At 63.5% G+C, this 14,328-nt stretch carries 17 protein-coding genes, 1 other RNA gene and 1 pseudogene; 6 read left to right on the forward strand and 13 right to left on the reverse strand.

All coding sequences use genetic code 11. From position 1 onward, the window contains the following. Positions 1-110 precede the first annotated feature (110 nt). A complete protein-coding gene (locus GC1_RS05040; protein ID WP_019295723.1) occupies positions 111-482 on the reverse strand; it encodes a helix-turn-helix domain-containing protein in 372 nt (123 codons plus the stop codon). A gap of 348 nt (positions 483-830) precedes the next feature. Here GC1_RS05040 and GC1_RS05045 point away from each other — a divergent pair, with 348 nt between their 5' ends. Next, positions 831-1,796, forward strand: coding sequence for an NADPH:quinone oxidoreductase family protein (locus GC1_RS05045; RefSeq protein ID WP_019295724.1), 966 nt, complete (start codon positions 831-833; stop codon positions 1,794-1,796). Between the two features lie 178 nt (positions 1,797-1,974). Here GC1_RS05045 and GC1_RS05050 read toward each other — a convergent pair whose 3' ends face one another. After that, entirely contained in the window at positions 1,975-2,856 is an 882-nt protein-coding gene (locus GC1_RS05050) for a LysR family transcriptional regulator (RefSeq protein ID WP_019295725.1), read from the reverse strand. Positions 2,857-2,981: 125 nt separating this feature from the next. Between GC1_RS05050 and GC1_RS05055 the strand changes: the two genes are divergently transcribed. From GC1_RS05055 to GC1_RS05065, 3 genes are all read left to right on the forward strand, one after another. Beyond that, positions 2,982-3,203: a DUF1127 domain-containing protein gene (locus GC1_RS05055; RefSeq protein WP_019295726.1), complete on the forward strand. Its 222-nt coding sequence runs from the start codon at positions 2,982-2,984 to the stop codon at positions 3,201-3,203. A 197-nt stretch (positions 3,204-3,400) separates the two neighbouring features. Continuing rightward, on the forward strand, positions 3,401-4,177 hold the full coding sequence (locus tag GC1_RS05060) for a Bax inhibitor-1/YccA family protein (RefSeq protein WP_019295727.1): 777 nt from the start codon (positions 3,401-3,403) through the stop codon (positions 4,175-4,177). A gap of 85 nt (positions 4,178-4,262) precedes the next feature. Next, positions 4,263-4,736 (forward strand): GNAT family N-acetyltransferase, encoded by a 474-nt coding sequence (locus GC1_RS05065; RefSeq protein ID WP_019295728.1) that lies wholly within the window; start codon positions 4,263-4,265, stop codon positions 4,734-4,736. A 2-nt stretch (positions 4,737-4,738) separates the two neighbouring features. Here GC1_RS05065 and GC1_RS05070 read toward each other — a convergent pair whose 3' ends face one another. After that, a complete protein-coding gene (locus tag GC1_RS05070; protein WP_019295729.1) occupies positions 4,739-5,125 on the reverse strand; it encodes a hypothetical protein in 387 nt (128 codons plus the stop codon). Positions 5,126-5,348: 223 nt separating this feature from the next. Beyond that, the gene (gene rpmG / locus GC1_RS05075) at positions 5,349-5,516 is read right to left on the reverse strand and encodes a 50S ribosomal protein L33 (RefSeq protein ID WP_008554190.1); all 168 of its coding nucleotides are present in this window, start codon (positions 5,514-5,516) and stop codon (positions 5,349-5,351) included. A gap of 839 nt (positions 5,517-6,355) precedes the next feature. Here rpmG and GC1_RS23000 point away from each other — a divergent pair. Beyond that, positions 6,356-7,255: pseudogene (locus GC1_RS23000) on the forward strand (adenylate/guanylate cyclase domain-containing protein); the annotation flags it as partial. 86 nt (positions 7,256-7,341) lie between these two features. On the opposite strand, the gene rnpB reads toward GC1_RS23000, so the two are convergent. The 5 genes from rnpB to gatC form a co-directional block, all read right to left on the reverse strand. Continuing rightward, positions 7,342-7,747: RNase P RNA component class A (gene rnpB, locus GC1_RS21870), an RNA gene on the reverse strand. A 131-nt stretch (positions 7,748-7,878) separates the two neighbouring features. Further along, positions 7,879-8,556 (reverse strand): N-acetylmuramoyl-L-alanine amidase, encoded by a 678-nt coding sequence (locus GC1_RS05085; protein WP_019295731.1) that lies wholly within the window; start codon positions 8,554-8,556, stop codon positions 7,879-7,881. Beyond that, complete coding sequence (locus GC1_RS05090) at positions 8,556-9,341, reverse strand: hypothetical protein (RefSeq protein WP_019295732.1); 786 nt, start codon at positions 9,339-9,341, stop codon at positions 8,556-8,558. The genes GC1_RS05085 and GC1_RS05090 overlap by 1 nt, the downstream gene beginning before the upstream one ends. 40 nt (positions 9,342-9,381) lie before the next feature. Beyond that, on the reverse strand, positions 9,382-10,869 hold the full coding sequence (gene gatA, locus GC1_RS05095; protein WP_019295733.1) for an Asp-tRNA(Asn)/Glu-tRNA(Gln) amidotransferase subunit GatA: 1,488 nt from the start codon (positions 10,867-10,869) through the stop codon (positions 9,382-9,384). Between the two features lie 87 nt (positions 10,870-10,956). Beyond that, positions 10,957-11,244 carry an Asp-tRNA(Asn)/Glu-tRNA(Gln) amidotransferase subunit GatC gene (gatC, locus tag GC1_RS05100; RefSeq protein WP_019295734.1) on the reverse strand — a complete coding sequence of 96 codons (288 nt, stop codon included), beginning with the start codon at positions 11,242-11,244 and terminating at the stop codon, positions 10,957-10,959. A gap of 175 nt (positions 11,245-11,419) precedes the next feature. Here gatC and GC1_RS05105 point away from each other — a divergent pair, with 175 nt between their 5' ends. After that, entirely contained in the window at positions 11,420-12,112 is a 693-nt protein-coding gene (locus GC1_RS05105; protein WP_019295735.1) for a metal-dependent hydrolase, read from the forward strand. A gap of 104 nt (positions 12,113-12,216) precedes the next feature. Here the strand turns inward: GC1_RS05105 and GC1_RS05110 are convergent, their stop codons facing one another. From GC1_RS05110 to GC1_RS05125, 4 genes are all read right to left on the reverse strand, one after another. After that, complete coding sequence (locus GC1_RS05110) at positions 12,217-12,840, reverse strand: DNA-3-methyladenine glycosylase I (RefSeq protein ID WP_019295736.1); 624 nt, start codon at positions 12,838-12,840, stop codon at positions 12,217-12,219. Continuing rightward, positions 12,837-13,130 (reverse strand): YciI family protein, encoded by a 294-nt coding sequence (locus GC1_RS05115; protein WP_019295737.1) that lies wholly within the window; start codon positions 13,128-13,130, stop codon positions 12,837-12,839. The genes GC1_RS05110 and GC1_RS05115 overlap by 4 nt, the downstream gene beginning before the upstream one ends. A gap of 21 nt (positions 13,131-13,151) precedes the next feature. Further along, positions 13,152-13,733, reverse strand: a complete 582-nt coding sequence (locus GC1_RS05120) for a TetR/AcrR family transcriptional regulator (protein WP_029204766.1) — start codon at positions 13,731-13,733, stop codon at positions 13,152-13,154. 97 nt (positions 13,734-13,830) lie between these two features. Continuing rightward, positions 13,831-14,280, reverse strand: a complete 450-nt coding sequence (locus GC1_RS05125; RefSeq protein WP_019295739.1) for a nucleoside deaminase — start codon at positions 14,278-14,280, stop codon at positions 13,831-13,833. Positions 14,281-14,328 lie beyond the last annotated feature (48 nt).

A 14,328-nucleotide genomic window follows, 5' to 3' on the forward strand; every position in this document is an offset into this window, starting at 1 on the left:
GAACGGGTGCCACCCAGGCGCTGTCATTGCAAGCGCAAACCCTGCCACTCACCGGTTTTGCGCTGCAAATTCCTGTCAGGCCCGGGTTGTGATCCGGGCCCTGCCCCGTCTCAGGCAACGTCGCTCAGCACGCGGGCCAGTTCAAACAGGCGGCGGCGCTGGTTTTCCGGGATTGAGTAATAGGAACGCACCAGGTCCAGCGCTTCCTTGTCCCCCATCAGGTCCTCAGGCACGGAGGCTTTCTCAGCCGGGGCCTTGCCCTCTTCCTGCAAGCCTTCGAAGAAGAAGCTCACCGGAACTTCCAGCGCGTCGGAAATATCCCAAAGACGGGAGGCGCTGACCCGGTTGGCACCGGTTTCATATTTCTGGATCTGCTGGAACTTGATGCCGACCTGCTCGGCAAGCTGCTGCTGTGTCATACCGATCAGCCACCGGCGGTGGCGAATGCGCTTTCCCACGTGCACGTCTACGGGATGAGCCATGCGTTTCTCCTAACTGTCAATTTGGCCAAATTCCGGACCGCTCTACCAATAAAGTGCTCTGGCAGCTTCGTATGCCTGCCGGAAGCACGATCCCCATCAGCACGATCAGTCTTCAACCTCTGAGCAAAAGTGTACAACCCTTGCGGTTGATTGCAAGGCTGCCGTCGCCCTTGACGGGGACTTGCAACCCAAGATCATGATTTCACGCAGCATTTTTCCAAACGTTTTATTGCCAAGCGGCTGCGGATCGCGTACCTCCCCAGAAATAGCGAGGTGTAAGCTGCAGCGGCACACCGGCAGTGTGCCCCGGCGAATCAAGCCGATTCCCGCAAAAGGTGAGGAGAACACATGCAGGCTTTCCAAGTCTCCGCTTTTGACAGACCAGCAACCCTGACGGAAACGCAATGCCCGGCACCCGGTCCAGGCGAGGCCGCTGTTGCGCTGCGTGCCTGCGGGCTGAACTTTGCCGATCTTCTGATGATGAAGGGCACCTATCAGGACACCCCTGCGCCTCCCTTTACCCTGGGGCTGGAATCGGCCGGGGTGGTGACGGCGCTTGGTGATGGCACGGAAGGCTTTGAAATTGGCGACCGGGTCGCAGTGTTCAGCGGCGCCGGCGGGCTGGCGGAGGCAGGTGTCTTTGATGCCGCCCGGCTGATCCGGATTCCGGATGCGATGAGTTTCGAACATGCCGCGGCGATGCAGATTGCCTATGGCACCAGCCATATGGCGCTGGATCACTGTGCCCGCCTGCAACCCGGCGAGACCCTGCTGGTAACCGGTGCCGCGGGCGGCGTCGGGCTGACGGCGGTGGAAATCGGCAAGCTGATGGGGGCAACGGTGATTGCCCAGGCCCGCGGCCGGGACAAGCTGGATGTCGCCGATGCTGCCGGCGCCGATCATTTGATCGACGCCGGCGAGGACCTGCGCGATGCGGTCAAGGCGCTTGGGGGCGCTGATGTGGTTTATGATGCGGTGGGCGGCGATGTGTGGAAAGCCGCCTTCCGGTCCGCCAACCCCGGTGCGCGGCTGCTGCCGGTGGGCTTTGCCGGCGGAGAGGTGCCGCAGATCCCGGCCAATCACCTGCTGGTGAAGAACCTGACGGTGATCGGCTTCTATCTGGGCGGCTACATGAAGTTCCGGCCCGATGCGGTGCGCAAGTCGTTTGAGACACTGTTCGCCTGGCATGGCGAAGGCCGCATCAAGCCGCATATCAGCCACACGCTGCCGCTGGCGCAGGCCGCCGAAGGGCTGGAACTGCTGCGCAGCCGCAAATCCACCGGCAAGGTGGTGATCACCATGGACGGCAGCTGACAGGCCCAGCGGCAGCAGTCAGGGCTCCCGCCCGCAGACAGAGCATTTCTGCAAAATGCACCGCAGCGGTTGGGCCAGGCTCAGCGCCTGCGGCGCTGAGCCTGGCCCAAGGCCGCCAAGGATGCACTGGCGAAGCCAGGGCAGCCTGTGGGCGCGGGAGCTCTCCCTTGCTTGCGGCTCAGCTGGCGGCGCGCAGCGGCGTGGACCATAGTCCCTGGAACCCCTGCCGGATGAACTCCGCCAGTTCCTCGACATAGGGCGCATGCACGCGTTCTGCCCCGTAAAGGTTGATATGCTGCATCGGCAGCTCCGGCAGGCCGCAGCCCGGGCCGATCAGTTCCTGATAAGACGGCTGGGTGCCTTCCATCAGTACCCCAACCGCCAGGTCGGCGCTGATTGTCGCCTCAACCGTGCGGTCGGAATCGCTGTCCAGCGCCATTTCCCATTCGATGCCTGCCTCATCCAGCGCCGCCGTGGCGACCGGGCGGAAGCTGCAGTTGCGGCAGAAGCCAAGCCGCAGGGGCCGCTGCCGCCAGACCGATCCGTCCGGCGCGCCGGCCCAGCGCAGCGGCATGCTGTGGATCTTCTCTGCCCCCTCACCCGCACCGGTCTCAGTAGTCAGGATCAGGTCGAAGGCACCGCGTGCAAACTCGGTCTTCAGATCGCGGGTGTTGGAGGTGCAGAGGTTCACATTAACCCGTGGATAGCTGAGGCTGAACCGCTTCAGCACCTGCGGGATGACCGGGTGCACCACATCATGCGGCACCCCCAAAAGCACCTCGCCCTCAAAGGCCTGATCGGTCAGCCGGCTGATCACTTCATCGTTCAGCGCCACCATCTTGCGGGCATAACCCAGCATCTGCTCGCCCTCGGCCGTCAGCGCAATGGTGCGGCCGGATCTGTCCAGCAGTTCCAGCCCCAGGAGCTCCTCCAGCCGCTTCATCTGCATCGAGACCGCCGACTGGGTCAGATGCAGGAAACCCGCGGCGCGGGTTACCCCGCCGTATTCCGCCACCGCCACAAAGGAGCGGAGCGTGGTGATATCGAGATTTCTTACCATCACAAAACCTGATTCATTGGATCAAAAACATTCGTTTTAAAAATATGCCACAGAGGCCCATATTCATCAACACAATTGATCACCCAGAAGGGATGCATCACAAACTCAACTGAAGGACCAAGCCCATGACCCTCGCAACCTCTGCCTGCACCACCTCTTGCCACCGCGTGAAACCGCAGCTTTCCCTGACCGCACGCCTGCGGCTGCATCTGGCTGCCTGGCGCCAGCGCCGCCAGCTGTCCCGGCTGGACGCCCGCGCGCTGGAGGACATCGGCGTGACCCGCGCCCAGGCGGACGCGGAGGCCCGCGGCGGGTTCTGGAAGGCGCCGGATCACTGGAGTTTCTGAGTAAGCTCCGACTTTACCGTGCGCACCTTTGCAGACGGGCCGCTTCAACGCGGCCCGTTTTGTTGTTTTTCATGTATTTCTTTGTCCGAAATACTTGAACCGAACTCCGCTTCACCCGATATTTGGCAGGAAAGCTGCGGCCCGCGGTCCTGTTCGTGTGCCGGCAGCGAGGGAGTAGATTACGGAGACCATTCCAAATGGCACAATTCGATACCATCCGCTCTGCCGCCGGCGCCCGCGCCCAGCAGATTGATGAGGGCCTCCGCGCCCATATGAACAAAGTCTATGCCACCATGTCGGCAGGCACGTTCATCACCTTCCTGGCCGCCTGGGCGATTGCCGGGCTGGCTGTTACTTCTGACCCGGCCAACGCCGTGGCCCAGCTGAGCGCTGACAAATACCTGACCAACATCGGCTATGCGCTTTATGCCTCGCCGCTGAAGTGGGTGATCATGTTTGCCCCGCTGGCCTTCATCTTCGGCATCGGTGCCGCCGCCAACCGTATGTCCGCGGCCGGCGTGCAGCTGCTGTTCTATGTCTTTGCCACCGTGATGGGCCTGTCGATCAGCTCGATCTTCCTGGTCTTCACCGGCGAAAGCATCGTGCAGGTGTTCCTGATCACCTCCATCGCCTTTGCGGGCCTGTCGCTGGTGGGCTACACCACCAAGAAGGACCTTAGCGGCATGGGTTCCTTCCTGATCATGGGCCTGATCGGCCTGATCGTGGCCTCGATCGTCAACATCTTCCTGGCGTCCTCCGCCATGGCGTTTGCTATCTCGGTGATCGGCGTGCTGATCTTTGCGGGCCTGACCGCATATGACACCCAGCGCATCAAGAACGACTACCTGCAGATGGCCCATGCCGGCGACCAGGAGTGGCTGGCAAAGTCCGCGATCATGGGCGCGCTGAGCCTGTATCTGGACTTCATCAACATGTTCATGATGCTGCTCCAGCTGCTTGGCAACCGCGAATAACCGCAGGCCACATTCCAAACAGCGAGGGGCGGATCTCAACGATCCGCCCCTTTTCATTTGAACAACAATAACAAGGGGAACACCCATGAAAATCATTGAGATCCCGGCGTCCGAGGCAGGCCGTTTGCTGCCATTGTTGCAGGACTTGCACGCACTGCACGCGGAACATCAGCCGGAGAGGCATGTACCGGCCCCTGGCAGCGGCGATCTGGCTGCCTGGCTGCAGGACTGGCTGCAGGGGGACAACGTCCATGCACTAGCTGCTGAGAGCCCGCAGGGGGCGCTGCTGGGCTACCTGATTTATGAACTGCAGGACCGCCCCGCCCTGCCCATCAGGGCGGCGGAGAAACGCGCCATGCTGCACCATATCTCCGTCACCGAAGCCTGGCGCCGGATGGGTGTTGGCAAGGCGCTGGTGGAGGTCATGAGGACGCGGGCGCTGGCGGAAGGCGCGACCGTGGTTGCGGCCACCTATGCGCCGTTCAACAGCGCCTCCGCCGCGCTGATGCAGGGCATGGGGATGGAACCTGTGCTGACCGTGGCAGAGTGGCGCGCCTGAGGTCAGCCCCCGGAACAGTCGAGGCCGGCGGAGATGGCAACAATGCCCTGGCGGCCCGCAAGCTCACTGAGGCCGCCGTACACGCGGCAGCCTGAGACGCTGCGGATCAAGTTCAGCAATTGCACCTCGGCAATCTCAGGCAATACAGGCACCGCACTGGTTCCGGCTGCGCTCAGCACCGCAATACCGGCGCTGCCCTCGCGCATCACACTGAGGGCCAGCCTGCGTCCGTTGATGCCGACGCTATGCTCGGCAACCACCTGACGGGCTGTCCCGCCCTCCCCGGCAGTTCCAGCTGCGGGCAAAGGCTCAACGCTGACCGCCGGGGGCAGCGGCACCGCCGCCTTGGTCTCAAAGAAACTGGAAACCGGTGCCCCGGCCACTGACATTACCGCTGCCAAGAAGAAAACCCGCACTGCACATCCACCCGTTCATTTGTTCACCCAGGGCATCAGGCTAGGCGTGAAATGGGGCGAGAAGGTGCCGGGGCGCAGGACAATGCGCGCAGCTTTTTCCGACAATTGAAGGCAGCAGGCATACGGACCACATGCCCCAAAAGAAAACGGGCCGCGCAGCGCGACCCGTTTCCGGAAATCATCTCGAAAGGAAGGCTTACTTGATTTTGCCTTCTTTGTACTCGACGTGCTTGCGCACAACCGGGTCATACTTACGCACAACCATTTTCTCGGTCATGGTGCGTGCATTTTTCTTGGTCACATAGAAGTGGCCGGTGCCCGCGCTCGAGTTCAGGCGGATCTTGATGGTGGTCGGCTTCGCCATGGTGCTTCTCCTGCGTCCGAAAAGGCAGGGGCCTCTCGGTAAATTCCTATCTGAAGCCCGGCTTTTACCCGCCCTGTGCCCCAAGTCAACAGCCAAATCGCCCGGAAGCCGCCCCAGAGGGCCAATTCTGCCCGCCCGCCCCGCACAACAGGGGCTTCCAGCGGCTTTCCCGCCGATCAGGGCGGTGAAACATAGCCTTCCGCCGTGATTGCCCCATTTCAATGGCTGAAGATCCGCGCCACAGACCGAAAGCCCTGCCGATGCCCGAACCCGCGGAGTCCAGTCACTCAGCCCAGCAGCCGAATCTTCTGGTGCGCGCAGTGGCCGGTCTGGCGGTTTCCTTGCGGTACAAGCTGCTGGCCGCCTTTCTAACCGGGACAGGCCTCGTGATTGTGCTTGCAGTGCTGGGTTTGCAGACGCTGCTGCAGGCCAATGAGCGGACCCGCCAGCTAATCCGCGATCAGGAACGCATCGCGGTATATAACCGCGTCTATCAAAGCAGCAGCGACGCAATGGCCTTTGCGTTGCACAGCATGCTTGAGCGTCCGGGCCGGATGGGCGTGCCCTCTGTTCAAGCCCTAAACGAGACACAGGACCTATCGCTGCTCTTGGCCCATGCGGTCCGCCGCTTGGGCGGCGAAGAGTCGCCAGAAGGCCGCCGCATGGCAGAGTTGAGAGCTGAAGCTAAGAGCCTTTCACGCGTTGCCTTTGACATCATCAACCGCCGCAACGACCGGGAATTCGCCGCTGTTATGGACTTAGTAGAGCGGCAGTTCGTCCCAAAGGCCCAAAGACTTCAGCGCAGCGCTTACACGATCCAGAAGGAGATTGAGGCGGAAATGAACCTGCGCGCGCAGGAGACCGCCCAGGCCTACGCCCGCGCCCGGTCCCTGGTTATCGGGGCGTGTGTGGCCGCGGTGCTGCTGTCGCTGCTGGCGGGCTATGCCATTTCCGCCTCGGTGCTGTGGCCGGTGGAGCAGATCGGCCGCACCCTGAGTGCGGTCGCTTCCGGGAATTTCACGGCCCGGGCCAGGGTTTCAAACCGGGATGAATTCGGCGGGCTGGCACGGAATGTGAACAGCATGAGCCGCGAACTGGGCGCGCTATACGAGGAGGTCAATGCGCAAAAGGAAGAACTGCAATCCTGGAACAGCCAACTGGAGCGCAAGGTGGCGCAGCAAGTCGCGGAACTGGAACGGACCAACAGGCTGCGCCGCTTCCTGCCGGAGCCAGTGGCGGCGATGATCGTCAATGCAGGCGGCGGCAGCACCCTGCTGAACAGCCAGCGCCGCACCGTGACGGTTCTGTTTGCCGACCTGCGCGGCTTTACTGCATATGCCAATGCGGTTGCTCCCGAGCAGGTGATTGCCGCGCTCAACGCCTTCCATCAGGTCTCTGGCCCGCTGATCGAGGAGGCCGGCGGCACGCTGGAGCGGTTTCTGGGTGACGGCCTTCTGGTCCTGTTCAACGCGCCATTGCCCTGCGAAAACCCGGCTAGGCGGGCGCTGGATCTGGCAGAACAGATGCAGGCAGCCTTTCCGGATGCGGTGAAACCGTTTCAAACCGGCAGCAGCCGGATCGGCTTGGGGATCGGGATTGCCACTGGCGAGGCAACACTGGGGCAAATCGGTTTCGAAGGGCGGCTGGACTATGCCGCCATTGGCGCAGCGCCGAACCTGGCAGCCAGGCTCTGCGACAAGGCAGACAGCGGAAAGATCCTGCTGTGCGAGACAACAGCCCAGGCCATAGGTGCGGGTTTGCAAGAGGCCGGAGAGTTCGACTTGAAGGGCATTCCCGGGCCGGCCATCGTCTATGAGCCGATTAAACGCGCAGAAGGCCTGTAAGCCGGATCCTGTCCCCCCTGCCCCGTAAGGCAGGGATCGATGGCCATTCGTCTAGGCGGCGCATTGCTGCGCCGCTCAAGCTGCCAACCCGGTCCCTCTCGGCTGAAGCGAACCTAGCGGCGGTTTTCCGGCGGACCGGAACCTGCCCGCGCGGGGACCCTATTTGGCATTGCTCCCGGTGGGGCTTGCCGTGCCGCCCCTGTTGCCAGGGGCGCGGTGGGCTCTTACCCCACCGTTTCACCCTTACCAGCCCGGAGGCTGGCGGTCTGTTTTCTGTGGCGCTTTCCGTCGGGTTTCCCCGCCCGGGCATTACCCGGCACCGCTGCTTCATGGAGTCCGGACTTTCCTCGCGGAGCGGACGCTCCCCGCGGCCATCCAGCCTTCTGCGCGGGGTGAGGCGTAGGAACAACGGCGCGCGGCGTCAAGCGGATAGTTCGGCGGCAGGGGCATTGCCCCTCTTGGCCCCAGGGCCAATTCACCCCTGGGTATTGCAAACCAGAAAGAAGCCCGCCGGTCTCTTAGGCAAGCGGCAGGAAATCTTCAGCAGAGAGCGGGCCGCGCGCCCAGGGGCGGAACCGGAGGCGCACGGCGGCCAGCAGCGTTTCATCATCGGAAGGCGCCGTGAAACCGGCGGTGGCGGCGGCGGCGCGGAAGTGCGCGAAGGTCACCGTCTGCGGCAGAGGTGCGCCCCCGCCATCCGCAGCCAGGCCCTGCCGGGCCAGGCGCGCCCAGTCAAAGCGGGGACCCGGATCGAACTTGCGGCCCGGCGCCATGCAGGAATGGCCGATCACGCCCGCAGGCGGGATATTCCAGCGCTGCATGATGCCCTGCATCAAATCTTCGAGCACCGCCATCTGCAGCGCGCTGAAAGGATGGGTACCGAGGTTATCAAGCTCGATGCCTATGGAGCGGGAGTTGATGTCGTCCTGACCTGCCCATTCTCCTGCGCCTGCGTGCCAGGCCCGGCTGTCCTCGGCCACCATCTGCCAGAGGGTCCCATCCGCGCCGATCAGGTAGTGGGCGGAGACCTCTGCTGCCGGATCGCAAAGCCGCTCCAGCGCCGCACGCGCACTGTCCATAGCGGTGTAGTGCAAAACAATCAGGGACGGTGTCAGACCGTCCCTGCGCGGCCCGAAGTTCGGGCTGGGATGCCAAATGGCGCCTGACTGATCAGCCCTGCCCGTATCAGGCGTCATCAGTTCTGGACGGCCAGCCGGTACGGGGCCGGATCCCAGCCGCAGGCAAAGCCGTCTCCGTCCGGATCCAGCACCTTGCGGTCCCGCTGAGGGCCGCCGCTTTCGAGGAAGGCGATCTGGGCCTGATCCGGCGAGGCGAATTCAGCACAGTTGCGCGCGCTGCGGGCCTTCAGGTTGATGCCTGCGCGAGTATAGAGGCGCACCCCCTTGGGGTTGGAGGTGCTGAGCGCGTATTTCACGATGTTCGGCCCGGTATCGCCGGCCCGCTGCGGCACGGCAGTGGGCTGCACCTGCTGGTACTGCGACCGCTGGCGCTCAAGCCGGGCGGCATCGCTTTCGATCGACTGGCGGGAGGCAACCGCCTCAAAGTCATTCTCGTCCGAAATACTGGCGTTGCCGATCAGCGCCGGCGCCGGGTTGGAGGGGCTTGCATCCAGCGGTGCAGTGCCGGTGCTGGAACTGCTGCGCGAGGCGGCCAGGGCTGCCTCTGTCTGGCGGGTGATATCGGCATCGCTGGACGCCGCCGCAGCGGTGCTGAAGGTACCGGCCGAAGTGGTGGCGGCAGCGCTGCGTGGCGCCGCCCCTGACGGGGACGGCACCGACTCGGTGGATACCCGCGCCGGCGGCACCAGCGGATCGCCATTGATGGTGGTGCCTGCGGCCGGCGGCGGCGCAAACGGGTCGCCGTCGATGCCAACGCCCGCGGCGCTGTCCGGAACCTGGGGGGAACAGGCAGCCATAACCAGAAGGCTGCCTGCGGCGGCGTAAGATGCGAATGCGCGCATGGGGTACCTGTCAGCTCTGCTCAATTGCTTGCGCAGAGGTTTACCACCATTGCTGCGGTTTGGCTACAAAGCCGGCCGCATTCTCCAGCGCATAGGCAGTGTTCAGCAGATCGCCCTCTTCCCAGGGCTTGCCGATCAGTTGCAGACCCAGCGGCAGGCCCTGGCTGTCCAGCCCTGCGGGGACCGCAACACCCGGCAGGCCCGCCAAGTTCACGGTGACGGTGAAGACGTCGTTAAGGTACATCTGCACCGGATCCGCCTCGGTCATCTCGCCCAGGCCAAAGGCCGCGGACGGGGTCGCCGGGGTCAGGATTGCGTCGACACCGGCAGCAAAAGCGTCCTCGAAGTCCTTCTTGATCAGGGTGCGGACACGGCGGGCGCGATTGTAGTAGGCGTCGTAGAAGCCGGCCGACAGCACGTAGGTGCCGACCATCACGCGGCGCTGCACTTCGTGGCCGAAGCCCTCGGCGCGGGTCTTCTCGTACATCTCGGTGATGCCGTCGCCTGCTTCCAGCGTGGCGCGGCGGCCATAGCGGACGCCATCGTAACGGGCGAGGTTCGAGGAGGCCTCAGCCGGGGCAATCACGTAGTAGGCCGGAAGTGCGTATTTGGTGTGGGGCAGCGAGATATCGACGATCTCGGCACCGGCGGCCTTCAGCATCTCGGCGCCGTCTGCCCACAGTTTCTCGATCTCACCCGGCATGCCGTCCATGCGGTATTCCTTGGGGATACCGATCCTCTTGCCGCGGATGTCGCCGGTCAGCATCGCCTCGAAATCCGGAACCGCCAGTTCGGCAGAGGTCGAATCCTTCGGGTCGTGGCCGCACATGGCTTCCAGCATGATGGCGGCGTCGCGCACCGACTTGGTCATCGGGCCGGCCTGATCCAGCGAGGAGGCAAAGGCAACGATGCCCCAGCGCGAGCAGCGGCCGTAGGTCGGCTTGATGCCAACGGTGCCGGTGAAGGCAGCGGGCTGGCGGATCGAGCCGCCGGTGTCGGTGCCGGTGGCCGCCAGGCAGAGGTCGGCGGCAACGGCTGAGGCGGAACCGCCGGAGGAGCCGCCCGGGGTCAGCTGGGCGTCGTCATTGCCGCGGCGCCATGGGCTGACGGCATTGCCGTAGACGGAGGTTTCGTTGGAGGAGCCCATGGCGAATTCGTCCATGTTCAGCTTGCCCAGCATGACGGAGCCGGCATCGGCCAGTTTCTGGCTGACGGTGGATTCATACTCCGGCTTGAAGCCTTCGAGAATCTTGGAAGCCGCCTGCGAGGGCACGCCCTTGGTGCAGAACAGATCCTTGATGCCGATCGGCAGGCCGCACATTGAGGGGGCATCGCCCGCCTTGATGCGCTCGTCCGCAGCCTTGGCGCGTTCCATTGCCAGCTCAGGCGTCTTGTGCACGAAGGCATTGAGCGCATCAGCCGCGTCGATTGCCTTGAGGCAGGCCTCGGTCAGTTCAACAGAGGTGGTATCGCCCTTGCGCAGCGCGTCGCGGGCCTCTGCCAGGGTCAATTTATTGAGTTCGGTCATTTTATCGCCTCTCTTAGGCAAATGTCATTGGGCTCCGCCCGTTCACAGCTGAAACCGTCCCCCGGACGGTTTCCAAGACGCTGCTCACTACTCCACGACTTTGGGCACTGCGAAGAAGCCTTCGCGGGCGTCCGGCGCATTGGCCAGTACCTTGTCCTGCTGGCTGCCGTCGGTGACTTCGTCCTTGCGGCGCTTCAGGCGCTGCGGGGTGACGGAGGTCATCGGCTCGACGCCCTCGACATCCACCTCGTTCAGCTGCTCGATGAAGCCCAGGATGTTGTTGAACTCGTCTGCCAGCGCCGGCAGAGCGTCGTCCTCGACCTTGATCCGGGCCAGTTTGGCCACCTTGGCGGCGGTGCTTTGGTCAATCGACATGGAAACCCTCATCTGGTGTTACTGAGGCATTTACCGCCGTGCCGCCTGCGCTGCAAGCCTGCAACGGGCGGCCGGGCGGCAAACGGGGTGGCGCACCCATTTTCCGGCACGTTTGCATTCCTTTTCGCCCGCAGCCTGTTAGGCTTCCGCTAAGGAGAACGGGAGGAGAAATGCGATGAAGATCATTTGGCTGGGCCACGGCTCATTCCGTATCGAAACAAGCGGTCAGGTGCTGCTGGTGGACCCCTGGCTGAGCGGCAATCCGGTGCTGCCGGAAGAAAGCCACGAGGCCGCCATTGCCGGCGCCACCCATATTCTGCTGACCCATGTGCATTTCGACCATGTGGTGGACGTGCTGCCCTTGGCAAAACGGCTGGAAGTGCCGGTGGTGGGGCAATACGACCTGATGGGCCTCTGGGGCGAGACCGAAGGGGTGCAGACTACCGGGTTCAACAAGGGCGGCACGGTGGATCTGGGCGGGGTCAAGGTTGCGATGGTTCCGGCCTCCCACAGCTCCACCTTCAACACCCAGGACGGGCTGCGCACCGGCGGTTCGGAAGTGGGCTACATGCTGATGGCGGAGGGCAAGACGGTCTACCTGTCCGGCGACACCGCGATCATGGCCGACATGGAGTGGATGGGCGATTACTACAAGCCGGACGTTGGCATCCTGTCGGCGGGCGGCCATTTCACCATGGACATGAAACAAGCCGCCTATGCGGCGAAGCGTTATTTCAATTTCAAAACGGTGATTCCCTGCCACTACAAGAGCTTCCCGGTCCTGGAGCAGGACGCCAAGGACCTGACCGAAGGGCTGCCCGGCGTCGATGTCATTGAGCCGGAAGTGATGAAGGCAATCGAAGTCTAACCCGAGCAGGCTGGCCGTGTTCTCCCGCCCGTCGCCGGATCTGCCGGGCAGATCCGCTCCCGTTGGGCGTAGCGCCGGGCCTTACGGCCCGGCGCGGACAGGTTTCAGGCCGCCGGTTTCATCTGCGGCACGGTGAACGCCGCACGCGCTGCAGCCGCCTTGTCCCGGCAGATGCAGCCACGGGCGTGGTCGTTGATCAGCCCCATCGCCTGCATGAAGGCAAAGGCGGTAGTGGGGCCGACAAATTTCCAGCCGCGTTTCTTGAGCGCCTTGGACAGCGCCACGGATTCAGGACTGGTGGAGACGGTCTGCGGCTCCGGCAGGTCTTCCGCCTTCGGCTCGAAACTCCAGAAAAACGCTGCCAGCGAGCCCGCCTCCGCCACCAGCTCCTGGGCGCGCGCAGCATTGTTGATCACCGCTTCGATCTTGCCGCGGTGGCGGATGATGCCCTTGTCCTGCAGCAGCCGTTCCACATCCGCTACGCCGAATTCCGCCATTTTGTTGAAATCAAACCCGGCAAAGGCGGCGCGGAAGTTCTCGCGCTTGTCCAGAATGGTCCGCCAACTGAGACCGGACTGGAAGCTTTCCAGGCACACCTTCTCGAACAGGCGGATATCCTCGCCCACCGGATAGCCCCATTCCTCGTCGTGGTACCGCAGGAAATCCGGCGCCGAGTCAGCCCAGGCACAGCGGGGATGGCCATCGGCGGCTGTGAAAATGCGGCTCATTCGCCGCCCCGCAGGAAATCCAGCCGGGGATCCATCATGGTCGGCGCCACGCCGATGATCTCCGGCTCCACCACGCCGCCGGTCACAAAAGGATCCTGCGCGACACGGGCGAACAGGTCCTCCTCGCTTTCGCCCACGGCGAGGATCGCGCCGCCCTCGCCATCGGTCATGGAGCCGGCAGCAAGAAAAACCCCGTCCTCGAACCCCTGCTGCAGCCAGGCTTTGTGGCCATCCAGAAACTCGGCCAGGCGGCCCTTCTGCTCTGCAAATGTCAGCAAAATGAAATACATGTTTGTCTCCTGTGATGCGTATTAACGGGGATAATCCTGTGGCAGCTGACCGCGTAGCCAGTCCTGCATCAGCGCCACTTCGCGGTTGATGAAATCCACATCGCCAAAAGCCTGAGCCAGCGTTGCAGCCCCCTGACTGCGTGCCAGCAGGTGCATGGCTAGGGCGTCCGATTCCGTGCCGCAGCCCAGCTCTTCGAACTGGCGGCAGAGCCAGGTGCGGAACAGGGTGAATACTGCACTGGCCTGATCCTGCGCCGCATGGTTCAGCTTGCCCAATTCCGCCACCAGCGTCCCGACCGGACAGCCATAAAGGGTGATCTTGGCCTGGTTGGCGATCAGGATGCGGATGAAACAGGTGATCCGCTGCTCCGGGCCGGCGCCTTCCGTCTGCCAGGTGTTCAGCATGGCGCGGGTATTGACCATCCGGCGCGCGATCACCGCTTCAAGAATCTCGTCCTTGGTCTTGAAATGATAGTAGAAATTGCCGCGGGAAATGCCGACCGCCGCAGCGATATCCGCAAAGGATGTGGCCTCGAACCCGCGCTCATAGAACAACTGGTCCGCAGCTTCGGCGATCCGGTCTTTGGTTGCTGGCTGTGGCATCTCCACCCCTAGGACGTTTAACCTAAATGGAATCTAGGACATTTGACCTACAGGTACAACCGGCCAGCGAAGCGACGGCACGTCACATGCTCCATGATCAGCGTTTACCGGCAAAGAACTCCTTGAGCAGCGCGCTGGCCTCGCCTTCGGCAATCCCGTCATAGACCTCAGGCGCGTGATGCGCCTGCGGATGGGAGAACACACAGGCGCCATGCGCCACGCCGCCGGACTTGGGATCAGCGGCGCCGTAGTACACCCGGCGGATGCGTGCGGCGGCGATGGCCGCGGCGCACATCGCGCAGGGCTCCAGCGTCACATAGAGGTCGTAGCCCGTGAGCCGCTCGCTGCCCAAGGCGGCACAGGCCGCGCGGATGGTCAGAATCTCGGCGTGGGCGGTGGGATCGTTCAGTTCGCGGGTGCGGTTGCCTGCCAGCGCCGCCACCTGCCCGTCCGGCGCGATCAGCGCGGCACCCACGGGAACCTCGCCGCGCTCTGCCGCCCCCCGCGCCTCAGCCAGCGCCTTATCCATATGCGATTTGAATGCCATACGCTCCGCTCAGCTTGAATGCAGCAAGGCTATACACTTAGAAAAGTT

The sequence above is a fragment of the Leisingera sp. ANG1 genome (assembly GCF_000203975.2).
Taxonomy (GTDB): domain Bacteria; phylum Pseudomonadota; class Alphaproteobacteria; order Rhodobacterales; family Rhodobacteraceae; genus Leisingera.